23 protein-coding genes and 1 pseudogene are annotated in these 22,024 nt (G+C 69.0%); 8 read left to right on the top strand and 16 right to left on the bottom strand.

What is annotated here, in order from left to right:
• Positions 1-66: 66 nt before the first annotated feature.
• The 5 genes from AMA02S_RS33465 to rarD all read right to left on the bottom strand — a co-directional run bounded on the left by AMA02S_RS33465 (position 67) and on the right by rarD (position 5,843).
• Positions 67-1,506: a prenyltransferase/squalene oxidase repeat-containing protein gene (locus tag AMA02S_RS33465; protein ID WP_169806944.1), complete on the bottom strand. Its 1,440-nt coding sequence runs from the start codon at positions 1,504-1,506 to the stop codon at positions 67-69.
• A gap of 170 nt (positions 1,507-1,676) precedes the next feature.
• Positions 1,677-2,555, bottom strand: a complete 879-nt coding sequence (locus AMA02S_RS44425; protein WP_245667940.1) for a terpene synthase family protein — start codon at positions 2,553-2,555, stop codon at positions 1,677-1,679.
• A 68-nt stretch (positions 2,556-2,623) separates the two neighbouring features.
• A complete protein-coding gene (locus tag AMA02S_RS33455) occupies positions 2,624-3,985 on the bottom strand; it encodes a cytochrome P450 (RefSeq protein ID WP_084265877.1) in 1,362 nt (453 codons plus the stop codon).
• A 497-nt stretch (positions 3,986-4,482) separates the two neighbouring features.
• Complete coding sequence (locus AMA02S_RS33450; protein WP_067466763.1) at positions 4,483-4,866, bottom strand: hypothetical protein; 384 nt, start codon at positions 4,864-4,866, stop codon at positions 4,483-4,485.
• Between the two features lie 68 nt (positions 4,867-4,934).
• Positions 4,935-5,843, bottom strand: coding sequence for an EamA family transporter RarD (gene rarD / locus AMA02S_RS33445; RefSeq protein ID WP_067466761.1), 909 nt, complete (start codon positions 5,841-5,843; stop codon positions 4,935-4,937).
• A 67-nt stretch (positions 5,844-5,910) separates the two neighbouring features.
• Between rarD and msrA the strand changes: the two genes are divergently transcribed.
• The 4 genes and pseudogenes from msrA to AMA02S_RS45320 form a co-directional block, all read left to right on the top strand.
• Positions 5,911-6,567: a peptide-methionine (S)-S-oxide reductase MsrA gene (msrA, locus tag AMA02S_RS33440; RefSeq protein WP_067466758.1), complete on the top strand. Its 657-nt coding sequence runs from the start codon at positions 5,911-5,913 to the stop codon at positions 6,565-6,567.
• Positions 6,568-6,612: 45 nt separating this feature from the next.
• Positions 6,613-6,924 (top strand): hypothetical protein, encoded by a 312-nt coding sequence (locus AMA02S_RS33435; protein WP_067466755.1) that lies wholly within the window; start codon positions 6,613-6,615, stop codon positions 6,922-6,924.
• A complete protein-coding gene (locus tag AMA02S_RS33430) occupies positions 6,900-7,316 on the top strand; it encodes a PIN domain-containing protein (protein WP_067466752.1) in 417 nt (138 codons plus the stop codon). Before AMA02S_RS33435 ends, AMA02S_RS33430 begins: the two co-directional genes overlap by 25 nt.
• A 27-nt stretch (positions 7,317-7,343) precedes the next feature.
• A pseudogene (locus tag AMA02S_RS45320) lies at positions 7,344-7,447 on the top strand (peptide-methionine (S)-S-oxide reductase MsrA); the annotation flags it as partial.
• A 129-nt stretch (positions 7,448-7,576) separates the two neighbouring features.
• Here AMA02S_RS45320 and AMA02S_RS33425 read toward each other — a convergent pair.
• Complete coding sequence (locus AMA02S_RS33425; protein ID WP_067466749.1) at positions 7,577-7,768, bottom strand: DUF397 domain-containing protein; 192 nt, start codon at positions 7,766-7,768, stop codon at positions 7,577-7,579.
• On the bottom strand, positions 7,740-8,033 hold the full coding sequence (locus tag AMA02S_RS45195) for a Scr1 family TA system antitoxin-like transcriptional regulator (RefSeq protein WP_369688425.1): 294 nt from the start codon (positions 8,031-8,033) through the stop codon (positions 7,740-7,742). Before AMA02S_RS45195 ends, AMA02S_RS33425 begins: the two co-directional genes overlap by 29 nt.
• Positions 8,034-8,044: 11 nt before the next feature.
• On the opposite strand from AMA02S_RS45195, the gene AMA02S_RS33420 reads away from it, so the two are divergent.
• Together AMA02S_RS33420 and AMA02S_RS33415 are read left to right on the top strand one after the other, a co-directional pair.
• Positions 8,045-8,245, top strand: coding sequence for a hypothetical protein (locus AMA02S_RS33420; RefSeq protein WP_067466746.1), 201 nt, complete (start codon positions 8,045-8,047; stop codon positions 8,243-8,245).
• Positions 8,246-8,815: 570 nt separating this feature from the next.
• Positions 8,816-9,103 (top strand): PIN domain-containing protein, encoded by a 288-nt coding sequence (locus AMA02S_RS33415; protein WP_245667939.1) that lies wholly within the window; start codon positions 8,816-8,818, stop codon positions 9,101-9,103.
• A gap of 78 nt (positions 9,104-9,181) precedes the next feature.
• Here the strand turns inward: AMA02S_RS33415 and AMA02S_RS42415 are convergent, their stop codons facing one another.
• The 5 genes from AMA02S_RS42415 to AMA02S_RS33395 form a co-directional block, all read right to left on the bottom strand.
• A complete protein-coding gene (locus tag AMA02S_RS42415) occupies positions 9,182-9,343 on the bottom strand; it encodes a hypothetical protein (protein ID WP_157431001.1) in 162 nt (53 codons plus the stop codon).
• 737 nt (positions 9,344-10,080) lie between these two features.
• The gene (locus AMA02S_RS33410) at positions 10,081-10,380 is read right to left on the bottom strand and encodes a methyltransferase domain-containing protein (RefSeq protein WP_218005206.1); all 300 of its coding nucleotides are present in this window, start codon (positions 10,378-10,380) and stop codon (positions 10,081-10,083) included.
• Complete coding sequence (locus AMA02S_RS33405; protein ID WP_067466740.1) at positions 10,344-10,700, bottom strand: hypothetical protein; 357 nt, start codon at positions 10,698-10,700, stop codon at positions 10,344-10,346. The genes AMA02S_RS33410 and AMA02S_RS33405 overlap by 37 nt, the downstream gene beginning before the upstream one ends.
• Before the next feature lie 96 nt (positions 10,701-10,796).
• A complete protein-coding gene (locus AMA02S_RS33400; RefSeq protein ID WP_067466737.1) occupies positions 10,797-11,417 on the bottom strand; it encodes a response regulator in 621 nt (206 codons plus the stop codon).
• Positions 11,414-12,502 (bottom strand): sensor histidine kinase, encoded by a 1,089-nt coding sequence (locus AMA02S_RS33395; RefSeq protein WP_218005205.1) that lies wholly within the window; start codon positions 12,500-12,502, stop codon positions 11,414-11,416. Before AMA02S_RS33395 ends, AMA02S_RS33400 begins: the two co-directional genes overlap by 4 nt.
• A 162-nt stretch (positions 12,503-12,664) precedes the next feature.
• Between AMA02S_RS33395 and AMA02S_RS33390 the strand changes: the two genes are divergently transcribed.
• On the top strand, positions 12,665-13,966 hold the full coding sequence (locus tag AMA02S_RS33390) for a tannase/feruloyl esterase family alpha/beta hydrolase (RefSeq protein ID WP_157431000.1): 1,302 nt from the start codon (positions 12,665-12,667) through the stop codon (positions 13,964-13,966).
• A 3-nt stretch (positions 13,967-13,969) separates the two neighbouring features.
• On the opposite strand, the gene AMA02S_RS33385 is transcribed toward AMA02S_RS33390, so the two are convergent.
• The 4 genes from AMA02S_RS33385 to AMA02S_RS33370 all read right to left on the bottom strand — a co-directional run bounded on the left by AMA02S_RS33385 (position 13,970) and on the right by AMA02S_RS33370 (position 19,140).
• On the bottom strand, positions 13,970-14,500 hold the full coding sequence (locus AMA02S_RS33385) for a TetR/AcrR family transcriptional regulator (protein WP_067466734.1): 531 nt from the start codon (positions 14,498-14,500) through the stop codon (positions 13,970-13,972).
• 463 nt (positions 14,501-14,963) lie between these two features.
• Positions 14,964-15,860 (bottom strand): ABC transporter permease, encoded by an 897-nt coding sequence (locus tag AMA02S_RS33380; RefSeq protein WP_245667938.1) that lies wholly within the window; start codon positions 15,858-15,860, stop codon positions 14,964-14,966.
• 26 nt (positions 15,861-15,886) lie between these two features.
• Entirely contained in the window at positions 15,887-18,427 is a 2,541-nt protein-coding gene (locus tag AMA02S_RS33375; RefSeq protein ID WP_067466731.1) for an alpha/beta fold hydrolase, read from the bottom strand.
• A gap of 89 nt (positions 18,428-18,516) precedes the next feature.
• Positions 18,517-19,140 carry a TetR/AcrR family transcriptional regulator gene (locus AMA02S_RS33370; protein WP_067466728.1) on the bottom strand — a complete coding sequence of 208 codons (624 nt, stop codon included), beginning with the start codon at positions 19,138-19,140 and terminating at the stop codon, positions 18,517-18,519.
• A gap of 123 nt (positions 19,141-19,263) precedes the next feature.
• On the opposite strand from AMA02S_RS33370, the gene AMA02S_RS45190 reads away from it, so the two are divergent.
• Positions 19,264-21,993 carry an MFS transporter gene (locus AMA02S_RS45190; protein ID WP_084265875.1) on the top strand — a complete coding sequence of 910 codons (2,730 nt, stop codon included), beginning with the start codon at positions 19,264-19,266 and terminating at the stop codon, positions 21,991-21,993.
• The last annotated feature ends 31 nt before the right edge of the window (positions 21,994-22,024 follow it).

The raw sequence follows: 22,024 nt of genomic DNA, 5'->3' as shown, positions 1-22,024 counted from the left end.
TGTGATGTCCCAGTTTTGGCAACTATGAGGCTTTTGGTGGCAGAGAGGAATCGGTGGTACAGCCGGTCAGGCCGTGCGCCGACCGAGATGTAGCGCAGCGAGGATTCCGGCCTCTACCACTGCCTTTGGCAGGTAGAGGTCCTTGTCATGCCACAGCGCCGGACGCTCCGTGTTCGGGGCGGCGCGAAGAAGATGATCATAGCCATCCGCGACCGCTCGTTCGATCGCGGGATCGTACCGTGGCCGGACCAGCAACAGGATCTGTAGCGCGTAAGCCGTCTCCTCGGCGGTGCCTTCCCACAGGCCCCACGAGCCGTCTGGTCGCTGGGTCGCCAGCACCCAGCCAATCGCCCTGGTCACGGCGGTCCTGGCGTCGCCGACCCCGAAGTCGGAGAGCGCTAGTGCGCAACATGCCGTCGCGTAATAGGGCGATGCGTGCCACCGATCGCGCCAGCCGCCATCGCTGTGCTGTTGCTCGCACAGCCACGATGAGAGCTTTCTCACAATCCCAGAAAAGCGCTGAACAGAGCCGTCTCGATGAGTGGACGCCTGCCGTCCCGTGTCCTTGAGGTATTGGCCGAATGCGTCGAGGACATGCGCGTTGACACTGGTCGAATGACCGTCCTCGCCGGGCCAGGTGCAGAAATGCGTTTCCGTCTCGTATCGCAACAGGACATCGGGCGTTCGCTTGACGCCGAGCAAGGCCAGTGAGTAAAGCGAGACCGCGGTCGTGTCCGCGTCGGCCGGAAGGCCGGAAGCGGCGGCGATCCCCTCCGCGCCGATGCCCGACACGAGGTTCGCCGTCAACTCAGGGGGGATGCTCGGGGACAGGCCGGCCCGCAGCAGGATGCCGATCACCCACGAGCGCTCGAACATCGTGATCGGGACTCCGCAGGGCACCAGGTCGTCATTCCCGCGCGCGACCGCCTCCAGGAACCGGCGCGCCGGGCTGTCGGGATCGTGATGCCCGCTCTCGCCGAGCCACGCGGCTGTGGCCGCCGGAGAGGCACCGACCGTGCCCGTCGAGGTGAGCGGCACACCGACCGCGTGGGACGCGGCGTGACCCGCTACCTCAAGCGCGTGGAAGAGCTTCTCAGGAAGAGGTGTCCTCGTCTCCAGGGCACACAGCACGGATTTCAGTCGCTTGCGGTCGAAAGCGGCTGGTAGAGGCGCTACCGCCCGATGGGGCCAGTGCCGGACACCGGGTGGGGGCGACAGCCGCAGGGCGCGCAGTCGATCGTCGATCGAGTCGGTCAGCGAGGCGGCGATGATGTCCACGGCGGGCATGTCCGGGAGGTTCGCCTCATCGAGGCCAGGCAACAACCGGGACAGCATCCGCAGTGCTCGGTCGGCGGCTCGCGCCAGGACCGGGTGATCGGTCCCGTTCGGCGGGCGCCGCAGGTCGGCGAGAAGCGCGTCGGTAGCGCTCAGCGTCGGGACGAGCGCGTACCCGCCCGGACCGCCCCACCCGCCGTCGGGGCGCTGGGTGCCGAGGAGGTACTTCACCCGCCTGGCGTGTCCCATCAGCCAGGGCGAGAGGGCGACGAGCCGCGCGGTTTCGTAGACCGACGGTGAGACCTGCCCCCAGGGCTCGCGGGTGAGGCTCCTGACCAGTTCGTCGGCCGAGGCGTCGGGACGAGCGGACGAGGAGGCGCCGACCCCCGGGTGATCGAATCTCACAGTGAGCCCCAGTAGTCGGTGGTCCCGTAGAAGCCGGTGCTGTAGCCGATCTGCCGTTCCAGATAGACGGCTTCGGCAGGGCACGTCACGCGTAGCGGACGCAGCATCTCGTGGCATTCGTCGACCAGGACGGCGATACGGGCGGTCACGGCGGCACGATCCACTCCGAGCATGAGGGCGTTCAGATCGCCCCAGGTGAGGTCGCGCTCGTATGACGCGAGATCGTTGAGCAGGCGCAGGACACGCTGCACCTGCTCGCTTACCTTCCATAGGTCCTCGAGGTGCCTGAGGGCGGCCGGTTCACAAGTGAAGATCCAGTGAGCGATGTTGACGAGTGAAGATCCGAAGTTGTCGGCGTTGGCCAGGTATCGCTCGAAGGTGAGCTCGGGCGTGACGCCGTCCTGTTCGCGGCGGGCATGAGCGGCCTTCCATTCCCACTCCTGCGCCACGGCGGCCAGGTAGCGCCGCACCTGGTCTCGCCACATCCCCCAGTGGCTGTCGCAACTCGCTACGGCGGCGAGGTCGGTCTGAATGTCGGCGAGGCAGCGCGCCAGTTCGAGAACCACTGTGGAGGTGCCGTTCTGCACGGGGTCTGCGATCTCGCCGGGGGGCCGCGGCCGCACGACGGCCATGCATTCACGGACGACGGCCTCGACCTCGTCGTAGGTCTTGGCGGTGTAGTCCACGACCCAATCGGCGGCGAAGACCCACAGCGAAGCGCGCGTGGCGACGCGCAGCCGCTCTGAGGTCTCCCCAGGGACCCCGAACGCGTTCGCCAGCGCGACCGAGCTGAAGAGACGGGCGTCGAAGGGTCGGCTTGGAAAGAGTGCGGGATACGCCGCCGCCCACTCCTGCAGGTCGCGCTGGCAATCCACGGCCAAAGCGGCGGTCAGACCCGCCTGAGTTGCCCTCTGAAGTTCCCCATCTGCCTCCGCTCCTGTGGTCACCGCGGACCTACGGGCTCAAGAACGATCTCGACCCGCTCGCGGGGGATCAAGGTGAGCCGCACCTGGGGCTCGATCGGGTTCTTGCTCTGGATGACCGGACGGAACCGCTGCAGCAGGATCGCCGTGATCAGCTGAGCCTCGACGGTGAAGAAGAGGTTCCCCACGCAGTGGTGGGCGCCGGCCCCGAATGCCATGTAGGCGAACCTGTGACGCTTCTTCGACCGGGCGACCGAGAAACGGTCGGGATCGAAGACTTCCGGATGCGGCCAGACGTCGTCGAGTCGATGGGTGAGGTAGGGGCTGATGAGTACGGTGCTGCCGCCCTTGATCCGGACGCCGTCGATGACATCTTCGGCGACGGAGGTGCGCGGAACGATCCAGCCGACGGAGTACACGCGCAGGAGTTCTTGGATGACCATCTTGGTGTAGCGGAGCCCCTGCAGGCGGTCGCGATCCGGCCGGGCCCGTCCGAACACGGTGTCGATCTCGGCGTAGAGCCGGCTAGCCACCTCCGGATGCGCGTTCAATACCACCCACAGCCATGTGAGGGCGGTCGCGGTCGTCTCCGTCCCCGCCGTGAACATCGCCACCACGCCGTCGCGGACCTGCTGGTCGTCCAGACCGCGACCCTGCTCGTCCCGCGTTTCGATCAGCATCGAGACGATGTCTCGTTCCGCCACCTCCCCTCGCCGTGCCTCACGGACCAGCGGAAGGATGACCTCGTCCACGGCCCGGACCGAACGCTGGAACGCCCGGTCGCCGGGGAGTGGGACGGAGAGGGGAACGAACGGCAGCAACATCCGGAAGCCGATCGACCTTGTAGCGGTCCTGATCGCGGAGCCCAGATGGTCCGCTTCGGAGAGTGAGATCCTGTTGCCGAAGAAGACGCGAATGATGGCGCGCTGGACGATGCGGGTCATCTCGGCGAGGGCGTCCATAGGCTGCCCCGGATTAATGCGGGCTTCGAGGAGATCAACGCCCTCGGTGATCGTCCGCACCATCTCATCGAAGACTGAGGCGATATTGGGTCCCGACAGGAGCCTTTGGAAGATTCCCCGGTTGAGGGCCCATTCCGGGCCTTCGGCGGCGATCCCGCCGACCAGCCGAGTGAGCGGCTTCCACATCATGCCCTCGCGAGGGTAGTTCGCTGCATGGTCGCGCAGGACGTGCTGGACATGCGAGGGACGGGTCACGAGGTAGGGGCGGGTGACGCCCAGGTTCACCCTGCTGATCTCCCCGTTCGAGGCTCGCCCGATCTCTTCGAACGCCCGGAGGGGATCTCGCAGAAGTCCAGGGAACCCAACGGAGAATGGAATTATTCCGGGTTTCCTGACTGGCTCGGTGAGGTCGACGGTCATGACTACCTGCCCTCATGGGAAGTTGTCCGCATTCCAGAGGATTCGCCGGGGGCGACGATCGGGTCGCCACGCCTTTCATGATCAGGTCGGAGTGAGGTGATAGAAGCAACAGGGGTTGAGGACAGGCACTTGGTTCGATTGGGATGTTCTGGGTGATTCGATGGAAGTATCACATGATCAATAAAGGGGATCAAGGGTACAGAGAGTGGCAAATGTGACGTTTTGCGCGCGTTCTCCATCACTGACAAGTGATGAGTCAGGTAAGTCGAATGATCTCTGACAAACGGCGCGGATGCGCCCCACTGTCGCGGACGGACCTATCTGGCGGCGCGGCAGATGGAATTTGCCGGACATGACACCCTGTTATCGAATATATGTTCGAATTTCTTGGATGACGCTCGTCTGTAGGTAGTGGACCGACAAAAGACGCACTGCGCTCACCGGATACCGCCGGTTTCGGGTAGCCCTTCGCCATCACCGCACCGGCTCGCAGCGTCCTACAGATCGTCCGCGCGGGTGAGGTCGGTGGGGAGGATGGCGGGCCAGGCGAGGCCGTTGGAGACCTTGAATCTGCTGGTCACCTTGCGGGCGCCGCAGCGGGCCTGGATGGTGTACATGTCCGGCTTGGCCTCGCGCCTGACGGTCGCTGTGCCGCGCCCGTCGCCGTCCAGAGGAACCCGCTTGGTGAACGCCGCGGAGACCGCCTCACGCGGGTGGGGGCAGCCGGGAACGGTCAATTCCACCCGCTGGCCGGGACGTGCCGCACCCGGCTCCACCGTGATCTTTCCGCGCCCGGTCGCCGTCGCCTGTCCCGCCGCCGGTGCCGCGAGCCCCGCCGTGACGAGTGCGGTTCCCAACACGGTGACGCTGAGCAGGCGCAACAGTGGCTCCTAGGCCGGGGGGAAGTGGCTTCCGGCACTCTAGTGCTTCTCGGGCCCTTGCTCCAGGGCTAGTGGACGGCCTCGGGCACCGGTTCCAGGGTCGGCCGTGCCCGCCGTGCGGCGCGCAGCCCGTCCCATGTCAGCGTGATGAGCGCGAGCCATACCAGGAGGAACCCCACCCAGCGGCTCGCGGGCATCTGCTCGTCCTGGATCAGCAGGCCGATGAGGAACTGCAGGAGGGGCGTCATGTACTGGAGCACACCGATCATGCTCAGGGGCAACCGGATCGCGGCCGAGTTGAAGAGCATCAGCGGCACCGCCGTCACGAGCCCCGCGGCGGCCACGAGCGCCGCATGCCCGATGCCGTGATGGCCGAAGGCCGCGTCCCTGCGCATCTGCAGGCCCACCGCGACCGCGAGCGCGGGCAGGAACATCACGGCCGTCTCGATGCTCAGGCTCTCCGCCGAAGGCGTGTTCGCGAACTTCTTGAGCAGCCCATAGGTCCCGAACGAGCAGGCCAGGACCAGCGCGATCCAGGGCAGCCGCCCATAGTCGATGGTCAGCACCACGACCGCCGCCGCGCCCAGCCCCACCGCGGCCCACTGCCAGAACCGGAGTCGCTCCCGGAAGATGATCACACCGAACACCACGCTGATCAGGGGGTTGATGAAGTACCCCAGCGCCCCCTCGATGGTGTGCCCGCTGTTGACCGCGTAGATGAAGGTGCCCCAGTTGATGGTGATCATCACCGCGGCCAGCGCCAGCAGCCCGGCCTGCCGGCCCGTGACCGCCCGGAGCCGGCTCCAGTTCCGCCCGGCCGCGAGCACCGCGGCCACCGCGACCAGCGACCACATGATCCGGTGGACCAGGATCTCCACCGCGCCCGCCGGCTTGAGCAGTGGCCAGTAGAGCGGGAACAACCCCCACAGACCGTACGCTCCAACCCCATACAGCACACCACGCTTCACAACCGGCACCCTAGCAGGCTGTAATCACCCAAAATCATTCACACTCATGACGCCGCTAGCGAGCTAACCTGAATCCATGTTCGGCTTTGCGAAGACCCACATGGTCGCCCCGGAGAAGGCCCTCCCCGGACGGGAGGAGCCCATCCCGGTACCGCCCCGCCACGAGATCCTGGACGCCCCTCTCGCCCCGCCCTTCCCCGACGGCACCGAGATCGCCGAGTTCGCGCTCGGCTGCTTCTGGGGCGCCGAACGCAAGTTCTGGGAGGTCCCGGGCGTCGTCTCCACGTCCGTCGGCTACGAGGGCGGCTACACCCCGAACCCCACCTACGAAGAAGTATGCAGCGGCCTCACCGGCCACACGGAGACCGTCCGCGTCGTCTATGACCCGTCCAAGGTCTCCTACGAGGCCCTTCTCCGCGTCTTCTGGGAGTCGCACGACCCCACCCAGGGCATGCGCCAGGGCAACGACGTCGGCACCCAGTACCGCTCCGCGATCTTCTACCGGACCGAGGCCCAACAGCGCGCCGCCGAAGCCTCCCGGGCCGCCTACCAGCCCGTCCTCACCGCCGCCGGCCACGGCCCCATCACCACCGACCTGACCCCGGCCGCGACCTTCTACTACGCCGAGGACTACCACCAGCAGTACCTCTCAGCCAACAAGAACCCGAACGGCTACTGCGGCATAGGCGGCACGGGCCTCTCCTGCCCCGTAGGCGTCGCCCCCGCCGAGTAGCGACAACGACTGAAGTTTTGCTACTTGAGGTAGTAAACTGCGGGCATGGCTGCGGAGGAGAAGGAGTTCGGGCTGGGTGAAGGCCCGGCGGTGAAGGCAAGCGTCTCATTGAGAGCAGGAAACATCCGTGCTGTCCGCGAACGGGTGGGAACCCGCGGCTTCTCCGCCTACGTCGACGCCGCCGTTGAGCGTCAGATAGAGCGGGACCTGCTCGAAGAGGCAATACAGGCCAATGAGAACGCCTCGGGGCCGATCCCGCTGGCGCTTCGCGACGAGGCCGCAGATCTCTTCCGTGCGGTCAAGGCGGCACCCGAGTTGCAGGAGGGCGCCGAGTGGGCCGGACACGAAGCAGGCTGAGTGCGGGAACGCTCGTCCTCGACTGCGAGGGTCTGGTCAAGTGGTGCGGGGCCGATCAACGCGTCACCGCTCTGGTCCGCGAAGCCCAGGACAACGACTTCCGCGTGGTGACCAGTGCGCTCACTCCGATCGAAGCCCAGGACGTCCGGACCAAGTCGGACAGGCTCCGTTGGTACCTGTCCAGGCTCCGCATCGAACCGGTCACCGAAGAGATCAGCCTGGCAGCCGTCGACCTCCTTCGCGCTCACCGCCTTCACGGGCACAAATACGCGATCGACGCGGTCGTCGCTTCGACTGCGCTCCAGGCTCCCAAACCCGTCGTACTGTTGACCTCCGACGAGGACGACATGACGACCCTCTGCGGAAAGAGCATCAAGGTCGTAGCCGTATAACCCGACCCCCAGCCGCGACTCATGTGCGCTGACGGCTGCCACCAGCAGTACCTCCACAAGGTCCCGAACGGATTTGCGGCATCGGCGGCACTGGCCTGAGCTGCCCCGTGGGCGTCGCCAGGGCGGAGTAGGGCTGACCTGGCAGAACGGCTGGGCGTAGCCGGGCTACCCGCGCGCACGCTCAACTGGAAGGAACCTCCTAGCCAGACAGCACGAAGCCCCGACCACACGAGGTGATCGGGGCTAGCGCCGTCCGCCGGTTAGGGCATGTCGTGGTTACCGGCCTTGACGTCGCGGACGAGTGCCCGGAACGGCTCCGGGGGCAGCGCGAGCGCGGGGCCGTGGGGGTCTTTGCTGTCCCGCACGCCAATCGCGAGAGTCAGGCGTGCCAACTCGACACAGTCTGTCTGCCCGGAGTCGGCGCTACGGCTGGACTTCCTCCACTGGATCACTGTTGTGTTCCTCGATCATCTCTTGGAGTCTCTCGCGGGTCGCTTCTGCCGAGAGTGCGTGCCCGCTGGCGCGATCAAACGCGACTGTGAGTCTGCGTAGGTCGTCGGTTTCGGTCACAAGTCTCCCACGCGCGGGAGTCTCGACATACCCGACTTCTCTCTCTGGCGTGCTGGACAGGTAGAAGCTGCCTACAAGTCCAGGATGGGGGCCTGCGTCGAGCGGGACCAAGCGAAGTGTGACGTTCGGGAGCACCGCCTGCGTCAGAAGCGTTCGGTGTGGCCCTCAACGAGGTCTCTGGGCACGTGCGGTCCCTGCTGGAGGAGGCCGGATACCTCCCGGGAACGGTCACCCAGATCCGGGACGAGGCTCACCAACTCGCCTACCAGGTGCACGGGACTGGCGATGCGTGGCATTCGGACTTCGTCCGGGCGGCCCGCGCGCTCATCCAGGATGGGCCGGGCGGGCCGGACGGGTAGCCCCCCAAGTCGTCCGCGTGACTCCGCGTGACAGAGCCGCCCTAGCTCGGCGTACTCACCACGCGGACAGAAGCCCGCACATCGTCGGTCCTGTTCCGGGCCGTTCGGTGCGGGCGGCGGGCCCCGGAGCGGCCGGGGTGGCTCTCTTCTCGGGGCCCGCCCAGACGGCTCACGCCGAACGAGTCGAGACGTTCGCGCGTGAGCGGCGGGCCCCGGGGTGTTGCCCCTCCCCCCGCGGCCCGCGTCAAAGCGCCCGTGCCGAAGTGGTGGGTCCCTTCCGGGCGGGCAGGCGGGCCCCGGGCGGGGATGCGTCGCGGTGACCGCACCCTCCCGGGGCCCGTACCAAAGCTCACACGCTCGGGGCTGCAACCGGGACGAGCGTGCGAGCCCCGTCCAAGGGTCGTCCCCCCGGCGCCCCTTCGGGCGGGGAGGTTGCCCGGCGCGAGCCCCCCGTCCTTGTAGCGACTGGCGGGCGCGCTCGTCCTTGACTGCGAAGGTCTGGCCAAGTGGTGCCGGGCTGACCAACGCGTCACGGCTCTGGTCCGCGAAGCTCAGGACAACGACTTCCGCGTGATGATCAGTGCGCTCACCCCGATCGAAGCCCAGGACGTCCGGACCGAGCCGGATAGGCTTCGCTGGTATCTGTCCAGACTCCGCATCGAACCGCTCACCGAAGAAATCGGTATGGCCGCCATCGACCTTCTTCGCGCTCGCCGGCTGCACGGGCACAGGTACGCGATCGACGCGGTCGTCGCTTCCACGGCGCTCCAGGCTCCGAAGCCCGTCGTCCTCGTGACCTCCGATGAGGATGACATGACGACCCTTTGGGGGAAGTCCGTCAAGGTAGTTGCCATATGATTCGGCTGGCCCTGACCTCGGCGTACGGGCCTGTCCTGTTCCGTCGGCGTAACCCCCTCGGAATGAGGTCCGACATCGTTATCCGATGACGAGCCAGGCCCTGATGTCGAGTTCCCGGTCCCGGTGTACTTGGACGCGGTCCTCCTTGAGCGCGATCTCCCCGGGGACCGGGTCCGAGTGGCCATCGACCACCGTTCGGTCAACGACGCAGGGTATGCCGAGTTCATCGTTTCGGCTCATCAGGTCCTCCGCTGAGCCAGACCGGGCGGTACGAGACTCAGTCGCCCGGTTTGCGTAGCCCTGCCGAGCGGCAAGCACCGGGGCATGGATGCAGAGGAGAAGTAGTTCGGGTCGGGTGAAAGCCCGGCGGAGAAGGCGAGCGCCTCGCCGAGCGAACGTCCATCGGTTTCACCTGGCGTCGGTGTTAGCACGCTGTTGTATCGGCATCGGAGACGGCGCATCTCACGGACAATAGGCTGGCGGTGCCGAGGGACGGAGGCACGTGATGGCGTCGTTAGAGATCAAGCTCTGGGAATTGGGTGACTTCACCCCGGGCACCAAGAGCGCCCAAGGTCGGTGCGCGTGGGGTGGTGATTCCTGCAAGGAGAAGCCCGAGTTCACGGTGACTGACCGGGCGGGCTCGAACATGGGGGCCTGCGAGAAACATGTCGTCACCTACATACGAGATCGATTGAAGAACGGGCCATTCGGCTGACCTGGAGTTCGCCTCCGAGTAGGCGGCTGTGAAGCAGACATCGAACGTCGGCAGACCTCATCGCCCGAAAAAGCGATGGTGTGGCTCGGTCGGTGTAGAGCCGACCCTGCCTCGTCAGGCGGCACGCGGGGCGAGGGCCTCGCGTACTCGAAGATGTCTCGGTACGGGTCAAGCTTCGTGAGGACGACGCGCGCTCGCTGGGTTGTGCGGTCGCTAGTGGAGTTGGACGACAGGTCGAGGATTTGGCGCGCGGTTTGGCGGCTTACTCGGGTTTCGTTGGCGTCCACCAGGGCGACGGCGAGCCGTGGCCGCGGGCGTCCTCAATCGGCGCGGGTTCCGGTGGCGCCGCGCGGCCGTTCTTGGCGAGGACGCGGCGAGCCTCGGTGACTGCTCGTTCGGGTTCGGGGAGGGCGTGCAGGATCTTGTCGGCGCGGTAGCCGGTGACCGAGCCGTCGTCGAGGGGCAGCGCGGTGGCGTCGGCGACGTGGAACTCGCCCGTGGGCCAGCGCTCGGCGGCGACCTCGATCATGGCGGGGTCCAGGTCGACGCCGATGGCCCACACCCCGCGGGCGGCCAGTTCGCCGACGGCCCGTCCCAGAATTCGCCCTGCAAGAGGTCGGTGAGGCGCAGCGGATCGACCTTCTCGGCCATCTGGGTGACGCTGAGGGGTTTCGCTAGACCTGCGCGGACGGAGCCCGTGTAGGTGTGGTCTGTCTTGTTCAGTTGGCCGAACTCCGCCAGCAGAGTCAAAAGTTGCTCGCGCTGGGCGTCGGTCAGCTTCTCGCTGCCCGGAATCCTCTTCTTGACAGCGGCAGCGGCGTACTCGGCGATATATCCCGCCGTGTCGAAGGCGATCCGGCGGTGGGTCTGGCTTGCCTTCACTGCTTTTCCATCATGTCTCCTTTTGAGAGATGCTGACGATGGTTTTCGGGCACACGAAAGAGAACGTTCGATGGGTGCGGGGTGTCGGCAGGGGAGCTAGAGGAGCCCCTGGTCTCGTGCGTAGAGGGCGGCTTGGGTTCGGTCGCGGAGGTTCAGGCGTTGCAGGATGCGTGAGATGTGGTTCTTGACGGTCCCTTCGCTGAGGTAGAGGCGGGTGGCGATCTCCTTGTTGGTCGCACCGGCGGCGATGAGCCGCAGGACGTCGGTCTCGCGGGGGGTGAGCGCGGCGGGATCGGGGAGCGCGGTGGCGAGCCGGCGCGTGATCGTGGAGTCCAGTTGCGCGACGCCGGAGCAGGCCAGGCGGACGGCCGCGGCGAGTTCGGCGGCGGGGAGGTTCTTGAGCAGGTAGCCGGTCGCGCCCGCGCGCAGCGCCTGGACGACGTACTCGTCGTCGTCGAAGGTGGTGAGCATCACGACCTTGCAGGACGGGGCGCGACGGCGGATCTCGGCGGTGGCGGCGACGCCGTTCATGCCGGGCATGCGCACGTCCATCAGGACGACGTCGGCCGGCACCTCGGCGGACAGGGCGGCGACGGCCTCCGCGCCGTCGGCGGCGGTGCCGATGACCTCGATCCCGGGCTGGACGCTGAGGAGGGACGCGATGCCCTCACGGACGAGTTCCTGATCGTCGACGACCAAGACGCGGACGGGATTCACCAAGGCACCGTGACCGAGACGGTGGTCTGGCCGGGTGCGCTGGCGAGTTCCAGGCGGCCACCGATATTGGCTATGCGTTCGCGCATTCCGCGGAGGCCGAACCCTTCGCGGAGGTCGAACCCGCGGCCGTCGTCGGTGACGACCAGGCTCGCGCCAGTGTCCTCGTAGGACAGGTGGAGGCGGATCTGGGTCGCGTCCGAGTGGCGGCAGGCGTTCGTCAGTGCTTCCTGGGCGGTGCGATAGACGGCTGTGAGGGGCGCCAAGGGACGGCCCCTTTCCTCACCGGTCACGTCAAGGCTTATGGCGAGGCTGTCGTTGTGCAGGTGGTCGATCAGCTCGTTCAGTGCTTCGGTAAGGCGGAAGGGGCGCCGTCCAAGCGCGCGCACGGACTGGCGTACCTCGGTGAGGGCGCGGTCGGCCGACCAGCGGGCGTTGGAGAGCGCGTCCTGGGCGGAGGCGGGGTCGAGTTCGGCGAACGTTTCCGCCTTCTCCAACTGGATGCCGATCGCGGTGAGGTGGTGGCCGAGGCTGTCGTGGATCTCGCGGGCGAGGCGGTTGCGCTCCTGCGCGGCGGACAGCGCCTCGACGTCGCGCATCGTCCCCTCCAGCCGGATGCGGGCTTCGCGCTCGCGGACGGCGACGGCGGCCATGGTGATGGACAGGACGATACCGAGGGTGAACATCACGACGTCGGAGATGTACTCCGAGCGGGTCTGCCAGTCCTCGACGCGGAGGGTGAACGCGGTGATGAGGGACGCGACGCAGGCGGCGCCCAGGGCGATGGAGGTTCGGCGGCCGAAGGCGAAGTACGCGGTGAAGGGGACGAGCACGAACAGCACGCGTGCGACCCCGGAGACGTCGAGTGCGTTGACCGCGACGTAGAGCGCGATCCGGGCCGCGAGCAGGACGATCGGTGGGAGGCGCCTGTCGAGGACGTCCAGTCCCACCAGGAGCAGCAGGGTCGCGGCGAAGCCCGCCGTACGCAGTGAAGCGCCCGCCTCTATGACGGCGTAGTACACGCCGCCAAGGAGCACTGCCAGGCAGAGCAAGGGTGACACCCAGGGCACCGGGCGCGTCATCACCATGGGTGAAGGCTACGACTGCCAGGACGTCCCCGACCACGCGCTGGCATAAATGTGGCGGATGGTCATGTGCCCATCGGCCGGCACGGGTCTGGCCATCTCCCACTTATCCGCCATAGGCGGCGCTTCCTACGTTGCGTGGTGTTCCTACAGAAGGAGTTCACCATGGCGTTGCGATCCGCCGTGCTTGTCTCGGCTCTGCTCGCGTCCACTCTGAGCCCGGCCGCGGCCGTGGCCGATACGGGATGTGGGGAGCGGAGTCTGCGCGTCCCGGGCGCGGAGCGCTCCGTTGCGTTCTGCTTGGACGATCTGACCACGGCTGGGACGGTGCCTAGCGGCCACACCGATCCCACCGACTGGGCTGGGTTGGAGGCTCCGAAGACCGTCAATCCGTCGGGCGTCCCAGGGATCCAGATCGACGGCTACTTCGCTGACACGTCCGCCACCAACCCGACTCATGGGTGGAACCACGATGCCCAGTTCGTCATCCGGCTTCCACGGAAGTGGAACGGTGGGCTCGTCGTCAGTGCCCCGCCGGGTGTGCGCGAGCAGTACGCGAACGACCGCATCATCGGTGACCATGTCCTGGCCAGGGGATACGCCTTCGCGGCGACCGACAAGGGAAACACCGGTCCCGCCCCCTACAAGGACGGCCGTCGGCCGGGGGACGCGATCCAGGAGTGGCATACGCGCCTAGCGCAACTGACAGTTGCTGCCAAAAGGGTCGCGGCACAGCGGTACGGCCACGCGCCGCGCTACACCTACGCGGCGGGCCTGTCCGCCGGGGGATACATCGTCCGGGGGCAGCTCGAACGCTACCCCGGGCTCTACACCGGCGGAGTCGACTGGAACGCGCTCCTGTTCACAGCCAAGGGGCCGAACCTGCTGACCACTTTGCCGCCGGCGTTGCGCGCCTATCCCCGGTACGTGGCCGGTAAGGCGGGCGCCCATGAGGAGATGCTCGCGGCGGGGTACCCGGCCGGTTCCGAACCGTTGTGGGGCCCTCACTACAAGACCTTGTGGGACTTCCTGCAACGGATCACCCGCGAGGAACTCGACCCGTCCTACGACGGGGCGACCGAAGGCGGCACGCCGTTCTGTCCGGAGGGGACCGGTGCCGGATGCGATACCGACTACGACTACGGGTCTCGCCCCAGGTCGGTGCATGACGCCGTGCAACGGGTGTCTCTGACGGGACGGATCGCACGTCCGCTCATCAGCGTGCACGGCACTCTCGACGTGCTCGCGCCGATCAGCAAGACCGGGGACGTCTACGCCGAGATGGTGCGGAAGTCCGGCCGGGGGTCGTTGCACCGCTACTACCGGGTGACTGGCGGAACCCACACGGATGGGTTCAATGCCGCGTTCCCCACGCTGGTCCGGCCGATGCAGTCCGACTTCATCGCCGCGTTCGACCGGCTCGCCGCCTGGACGCAGCGGGGTGTCCAGCCGCCGCCGTCCTCCTGATTCTCAGAGGTCCGTGCCTTTCCGGACGAGGTGGAGGAGCCTGTCGATCTGCGGGACGTCCTTCGCGGCCAGGGCGATCCCGTTGGCCAGGGTCACGAGATCTGTTTCGTTCAGATCCGGACGTACTTCTCCGGCGTCCTGCGCGCGCGCGAGGAGAGCGGACGCGGTTTCGTGCATCGCCGTGTGCCAGTCGTCGAACAGGGCGCTGCGCTCGTCCTGGGGTATGGCGCGGGCCAAGTCCGTCTTGGTCGCGACGTGGGCGATGAACGTCCGGAGCCAGGCGAACAGTGCGTCGGCGGGCGGGTCCGTGGCGAGCAGGTCCCGCCCCTCGTTCGTCAGGGCGGTGACCTCTCCGGCGTAGACGGCGACGAGGAGGTCGCGGCGGGTGGGGAAGTGCCGGTACATGGTCGCGTTGCCGACCCCCGCCCGCCGCGCGATCTCGTCGAGTGGCGCGTCGGGCCCCCGCTCGCCGAAGACGTCGCCGGCCGCGGCCAGCAGCAGTGCGCGGTTGCGCCGCGCGTCCGCCCGGGGCATGTTCCTCCAGGTCTCCAGACGAAACGGGGAGTTCCCCGGTCAGCCTACTCGGGGGGCCGCCGGCCGTAGAGGTGAACCGGGTTGCCCCGGTTGGTGATGTCGTGGAGAGGCCGGTGGCCGATGGGCGGGGGCCGGAGACGGTACAGGGCCCCCGAATGGGAGGCCCTGTCACGGTGTCGCTGAGTCAGTGGTGTGGAGCTTCAGTACGGCAGGAGGCGGCCCGAAGGCGTCCTCAGGTCAGGCGGGCTCGGTTGACGTGGGGGCTTGGGGCGCTTGATGAGCTGCTGCCGTGCCATGGTGATCATCTCCCCCGTCCGACCGGGTGTTAACCCGTTGATCGAGCCGATGTCGCATGCACTTAGTAGGACGCGCCTACCGCACGTCAGGTTCGCCGAGCTTATGTGACAACGTCTGCCCGTTCGACCGATTTTTGGGCCCGGGACGGTGTGACCTGGCCGTACGGTCAGGACACGATGTCGCGATTTCGGAAGCGGCGAAACGCCAGGGCGAACAGGACCGCTGCGTAGGAAAGCGATATGGCGGCGCCCTTGGCCATGCCCGTCCACTGGATCTGGGGCTGGAGTGCGTCCATCCAGGAGTACATCCAGTGGGTGGGCAGGAAGTCGCGCCACGACCCGAGCGCGGTCACCGCGTCCAGGATGTTGCTGACGATGACCAGGCCGACGGCGCCGCCGACCGCGCCGAGCGGAGAGTCGGTGGTGACTGACAGCAGGAACGCCAGCGCCGCGACGACGAACTGGGCGACGAGGGAGTAGCCGATGATGATCGCCATCCGGCCGAGCGCCGTGCCCACCGGGACGGTCCCGCCGGTCGGCAGCTCGACGTCGCCCCAGCCGAACCCGACGATCCCCGCGACCAGCGCCATCAGCGGGAGGCTGACGACGGCCACCACCGCGTAGGACAGCGAGACGATCAGCTTCTGGCGGAGCAGGCGGGCGCGGGGGACGGGCGCGGCGAGCAGGTAGCGCAGGGACGACCAGCCGGCCTCGCTCGCGACGGTGTCGCCGCAGAACAGGGCGACGGCGACGACCAGCAGGAAACCGGTCGAGACGAACAGGGCGAAGAGGGCGAAGTTCAGCGCGCTCGCGGTGGCGACGTCGACCAGGCTCGGGATCCCGTCCGGCCCCGGATCGCCGCCGATCTTGAACGCCCCGACCAGCACCCACGGCAGGACGAGCAGGATCCCGAACGCGACGAGGGTGCGGCGGCGCCGGAACTGGCGGACGGCCTCCACTCGCAACGGCAGTGTCCGCCGCACGTGGTAACCCGGCGATCCCCCAGCGCCGTCCGGCGACGCGGAGCCGGGCCCGTGGCCGGCCCCGGAGGCGGTCGTGGTCACGGCTTCTCCTGTGCTTTCTCCCGTGGTCATGGGGCCTCACCGATGATCTCCAGGAACGCGTCCTCCAGCCGGCGCCCGGAGCCGGTGATCTCGGCGACGGGTCCGGCCGCGACGCGGCGCCCGCCCGCCATCACGACCGCGTGCGTGCAGGTCTGCTCGACCTCGGCGAGCAGATGGCTGGAGACGATGACGGTCCGCCCGGCCGCCGCGTACCGGACGAGCACCTCGCGCATCTCGCGGATCTGCGGCGGGTCGAGGCCGTTGGTCGGCTCGTCCAGGACGAGGAGGTCCGGCAGGCCGAGCATCGCCTGCGCTATGGCGAGGCGTTGCCGCATGCCCTGCGAGTACGTCCGGACGGCGCGATCGAGCGCGCTGCCCAACCCGGCGATCCGCAGCGCCTCGTCCATGTGGGCCTCGTCCTGTGGACGGCCGGTCGCGCGCCAGTAGAGGTCCAGGTTGTCGCGACCGGACAGGTGCGGCAGAAACCCCGGCCCCTCGACGAAGGAACCGAGACGGGACAGGACGGGGGCCCCGGGCGTGACGCGGTGCCCGAAGATGCGGATCTCGCCCGAGTCGGGGTGGATGAGGCCCATCAGCATCCGGAGCGTGGTCGTCTTTCCCGCGCCGTTAGGCCCGAGCAGGCCGAGTACTTGCCCCTTCTCCACCCGGAACGACAGGTCGGCGACAGCGAGGTGGCCGTTCTTGTACGCCTTGGTGAGCCCGGTGATCTCCAGCGGGACGTCCACCAGGGTGGGCCGCGAGGCGCGTGCCCGGCGTCCGCGGACGAGGATTCCGGCGGCGACCACGAGCGCGGCGAGCGGCAGGCCCCAGACCCAGCCGGGGATCGGGGCGGGCTGCGTGGCCAGCGAGGGGACGGTCGGGACGGTCAGCCCAGACAGCACGGCCACCTTGTACGAGGCGGGTTCGGGTGGCGTCGCGAAGCCCATGTCGGTGGTGGCGAGGACGAGCCGGAGCCGGTGGCCGCGGTCGAAGCGGTAGTCCATCGCCGGGAGCGTCACGGTCGCCTCGCCGCCGCTCCCGCCGGTCACGTTCACCCGCAGGGGCGCGGCGATCCGGCGGGCGGGGGCGGCCTGGCCGTCCGGTGCGACGTCGTAGAGCTTGGCGAACAGCGCGACGTCCTTGCCTCCCGATGCGCCGTTGCCTCCCGATGCGCCACCCGTCCCGGACACCTTGATCCGGACGGTGGCGGCGCCGGTCAGCCGCAGCGGGTGCTTCAGCGGCCGGGTGTCGAAGCGGGCGGACTGACCGGGCATGTCGACCGGCAGCCCGCCGCCGAGCGCGCCGGCGCCCAGGTCACCGAGGCCGCCGAGCGCGCCGAGGCCGGGCAGCGCGGAGATGGACGCGGGGGAGCCGCCCGCGGGGTTGAAGATCGTCTGCTCGTGCCCGTCCAGGGGGAGGGTCTGCGGACCGGCGGCGAGCCCCGGGTACGCGCGGGTCGTCGCCTCCTCCACCACGACCTCCTGGGTGGAGGAGTCGATCCCGCCCGCGCGCGTCACCGCGAAGCCGTTCCTGGTCTCGTTCCCGGAGGGGGCGTCGTGCTTGAGCCGGGTGCCGAAGAAGTCGCGCAGCAGCCCCCGGACGCGGTCGGTCTCGGGGTCGCCGCCATCGTGGCCGCCCTGGTACCAGACCACCGAGACCGGCGCGCCGTTGCGGGCGATGGCGCGGGCGTTGGCGTCGGCCTGGTCGAGCGGGAACAACGAGTCGGCCTGCCCCTGGACGAGCAGCGCCGGCACCTTGATCCGGTCGGCGACCGACGCGGGGCTCGACCTGCGTAGCGTCGCGATCGCGTCCGGCGTGGGACGGCCGGACTCGGCGACCTTCTGGTACATCGCGCACAATGACGGCAGGAATCGTCCGCAGGCGGAGTTGCCGGCGCCGTCGGTGAAGAACAGGCCGGCCCACAGCTTCTTGAAGACGCCCGTCTCGGCGCCCCCGCCGGTGGAGTTGGGGAACAGCGCGCCGGCGAGGTCGTTCCAGGTGATCTGCGGCGCGATGGCGTCCACGCGCCCGTCGTAGGCGGCGGTCATCAGGGCGATCGCGCCGCCGTACGACTCGCCCGCCATGCCGAGCCGGGGGTCGCCCGGCCCGTCGAGCTGGACTTCGGGACGCTTGGCCAGCCAGTCGATGAGCTGCCGGGTGTCCTTCACCTCGTAGTCGGGGGAGTTCAGGGCGATCTCGCCGGTGGAGCGGCCGAACCCGCGTGCCGACCACGCCAGCACCGCGTAACCTTCCCGGGCCAGCGCGCGCGCCTCGCTCGCAACGCCGTACTTGTCGCCGCCGAAGCCGTGGCCCAGCAGTATGGCCGGACCCTTCGCACGGCCCACCGGCGCGTAGAACGTCGTGTCGAGGGTGACGCGCTGGTCGTCCTTCGGCCCGTCCACGACGGCGATGCGCTGGTCGGACGTCCGGACGTGCGGCGCGCCGTCCGCGCCGATCCCCCATGCAGCGCCGCCGCCCACCAGCGCGACCGCCGCGCCCGCGGCCGTCCAGCGCGCGGCTCGGCTCGTCCTGCCCCACCGTGCGCGGACCGCGCCCCCCACCCTCATGCGCAGCAGCCTATGCGCGGTGCGGCGCGGGCCGCTCCGCCCCGGTGCCGATCCCCGCTGCGCCCTGTGCCGTACGCGGCGTCTCGCCGTTACATCTCGCGGTGTACGGCCGTCGCCGTCACGCCCGGCCCCGCCGCGGGGGCGAGGGCGGCGGTGAACATCAGCGTGAGGCGGTCGGTGAGCTCGGCGGGGTCGGCGGCGCGCAGGTCGTTCAGGCCGAGCAGCCGCCGGACGGGACCGCCGCCCATGATGATCGTGGACGCGAGGAGGGCGCGGGCACGGGCGTCGGGGCCGTCGAGCTGGGCGACGAGCGGCTCGACGATGACGTCCTCCAGGTACCGCAGCAGGATCTGCTTGACCTCGGGGTGGCCAGCGGACCGGTCGATCATCCGGGTCATCGCGCTGACCGGCCGCCGGTCGATCTGCCGGACGAAGTGCTCGGCGAGCCGCCGGGGCAGCCCGTCCGGATCACCGGCGATGACGCCGCGCAGTGCGGACTCGCCCTCCAGGACCTCGCCGAACAGCGCCGCTTTGGAACCGAAGTACCGGTTGACCAGCGCCATGTTCGCGTCGGCCGCCGCGGCGATCATGCGGACGGTGACGCCCGCGTAGCCGTGCTCGCCGAACAGGTCGCGGGCGGCGTCCAGGATGCGCCGCCGGGTCGCCTCCCGGTCGCGCTTGGGCCGCACCGTCTCGCCGGCCTGCACCGTCATCGCAGTCCCATCCCCGATCCCCCGGTCGCTGAACGCTGTCCAGTATCCCCCGATTTGCAAGTAAACAAGCGTCTACATAACATACATGCAAAACACAGGTAATTAGGTGCTTTGGGGGGCAGGGTGGCGCAAGCGAGCGCGGCGGCGGAGCGACCGCACTACACGCACCGCCAGATCCTGGAGATCCTCTCCGGGCTGATGATGGCGATGCTGACCGCGATGATCTCGACCTCCGTCGTCAGCACCGCGCTGCCGACGATCGTCGGCGACCTCGGCGGCCAGGATCAGCTCTCGTGGGTCGCCAGCGCGTCGCTGCTCACCATGACCGCCTCGACGCCCCTGTGGGGAAAGCTGTCGGACATCTTCGGCCGCAAGCTGACGTTCCAGAGCGCCCTGCTGCTGTTCGTCGTGGCGTCCATCGCCGCCGGGCTCTCCCAGAACATCGGCCAGCTGATCGCCGCGCGCGGCGCCCAGGGCCTTGGCGTCGGCGGCCTGTCCGCGCTGGCCCAGGTGATCCTCGGCGATGTGGTCGAGCCCCGCCAGCGCGGCCGCTACTCCGGCTACATGGGCGCGGTCTTCGGCGTCGCCACCGTCGCGGGCCCGCTACTCGGCGGGTTCATCGTGGACGCCGACGGACTCGGCTGGCGCTGGTGCTTCTACGTCTGCATCCCGCTCGCCCTGGTCGCGTTCCTGGTCATCCAGAAGGTGCTCAAGCTGCCGAAGGTCCGCCGCGACACCCGGATCGACGTGTTCGGCGCGTTCACGATCACCGGCAGCGCCACCGCCGTGATGCTGCTGCTGTCCATGGGGGGCCAGCAGTTCGCCTGGAACTCGCGCTGGACCTACGTCCTGCTCGGCGTCACCGGCGTGCTGCTCGTGCTCGCGGTCGTCGCAGAGCGCATCGCCAGGGACCCGATCCTGCCGCCCCGGCTGTTCCGCAACCGGACCTTCGTGCTGGCCGGGTTCACCTCGGTCTGCATCGGCATCGCGATGTTCGGCGGCATGATCTACATGCCGCAGTACCTACAGATCGTCAAGGGGATGAGCCCGACCACCTCGGGGCTGATGACGCTCCCGCTGGTCATCGGCATGCTCGTCACCTCCACCGGCTCCGGCCAACTCGTCACGAGGACGGGCCGCTACAAGCTCTTCCCGGTGCTCGGCCTCGTCTTCGTCGGCGCGTCGATGCTCCTGCTGTCGCAGCTGCACGTCGGCTCGTCCAAGCTGCTCATCGGCGCGGACCTCGCCGTCCTCGGCATCGGGCTCGGCCTGACGCTGCAGATCCTGATCCTGGCCGCGCAGAACGCCGCGGCACCCGCCGACCTGGCCTCCACCACGGCCGGCGTCTCGTTCTTCCGTAACCTCGGCGGCGCGATGGGCGTGGCCGCGTTCGGCGCGATCCTCACCAACCGGCTCGGGGACGAGCTGGCCACGGGGCTGCGCGCGGCGCACATCGCGCCCCCGCCCGGCGGCGGCGAACTCGGCTCGCCCGACCAGATCCAGGCACTGCCCGAACCGTTCAAGCACATCGTGCTGACCGCGTTCACCAAGGCGCTGGAGAGCGTCTTCACGGTCGGCATCCCGGTCGCGGTGCTGGGCTTCCTCGCCGCCCTGGCGCTCAAGGAACTCCCGCTGCGCGGCTCCTCCGGACGCGCCTCGCAGGCGGGCGATGCCGCACCCCTGGCCGACACCCCGGTCGCGGGCGACGCCCTGGCCGCGGACGGCGTCGCCGCCGCGGACGGCGTCCCGTCCGCCGGCAGCGTCCCGTCCTCCGACGCAGGGGTGGTGGGCCGGCACGCACGCGGCTACGATCAGCAGCCCGCCACCGGGCAGGAGCTGGTCTCCATCGCCGCGGGCGCCCCTTCCGACGAGGTGGTCAGTGCGATGAACGAGATGGCGCGGAACGGCACACCGCCCAACGCAACACCACCCAACGGCACGTCCCCGGCCGGGCACCCCGAACAGCCTGGACAGCCCGGTCACCTGAGATATCCCGGGCATCCCGCACCCGGTATGGAGCGGTCCGAAACGGCGGACCCGGCGGCCGCACAGGCGCGCCTCCTCGGCCGGCGGAACGCCACAGGTGGTCGCGGCGGCGTCCCCGTACGGGGCGTCGTGCGGTCCGGGACCGGCGACCCCGTCCCGTCCGCGGCGCTGACCCTGATCGGGGCGGACGGGCACCAGCTCGGCCGCGCCCTCACCCAGGCGGACGGACGCTACATCCTGCCCACACCCGGCCCCGGCACGTACGTGCTGATCGCCGCGACCGGTGAGCACGAACCGCAGGCGGCGACGCTGGTCGTCGGCGAGCGCCCGGTGGACTTCGATCTCCTGCTGGCGGGCAACGGCGGTCTCGGTGGAACGGTCCGCAGCGCGGACGGAACCCCGATCGCGAACGCGATGGTCGTCGTGACCGATGTGCGCGGCGAGGTCGTCGGCACCGGCCGCACGGACACGGCCGGGCACTACGCGTTCAAGGACGTGATGTCCGGCGGCTACACCCTCGCCGTCAGCGCCGCCGCGCACCGCCCGGTCGCGCTGCCCGTCGAGGTGACGGGCGGCGGCCAGAACCGCCTGGACGTCGAGATGCCGCCCGGCTCGCGCGTCCGCGGCACCGTCCGCAACGAGACCGGCCACCCGGTCGCCGAGGCCCGGGTGACCCTCGTGGACGCGGCCGGCAACGTCATCGCGATGGTGATCACCGGGCCGGACGGGGAGTACGCCTTCACCGACCTTCCCGGCGGCCAGTACACGGTCATCGCCTCCGGCTACCCGCCGGTCGCCACCGGCCTGTCCCTCGCCGGCGGCGGCGAGGACGGCTACGACCTCAAACTCGGCTACCCCGACGAGTGAGGGCCCCGAGTGACCGAAGCAAGCGACGGAT

It is taken from the genome of Actinomadura macra NBRC 14102 (assembly GCF_001552215.1).
Lineage (GTDB): Bacteria > Actinomycetota > Actinomycetes > Streptosporangiales > Streptosporangiaceae > Spirillospora > Spirillospora macra.
This window is presented reverse-complemented; position numbering and strand designations above follow the sequence as displayed.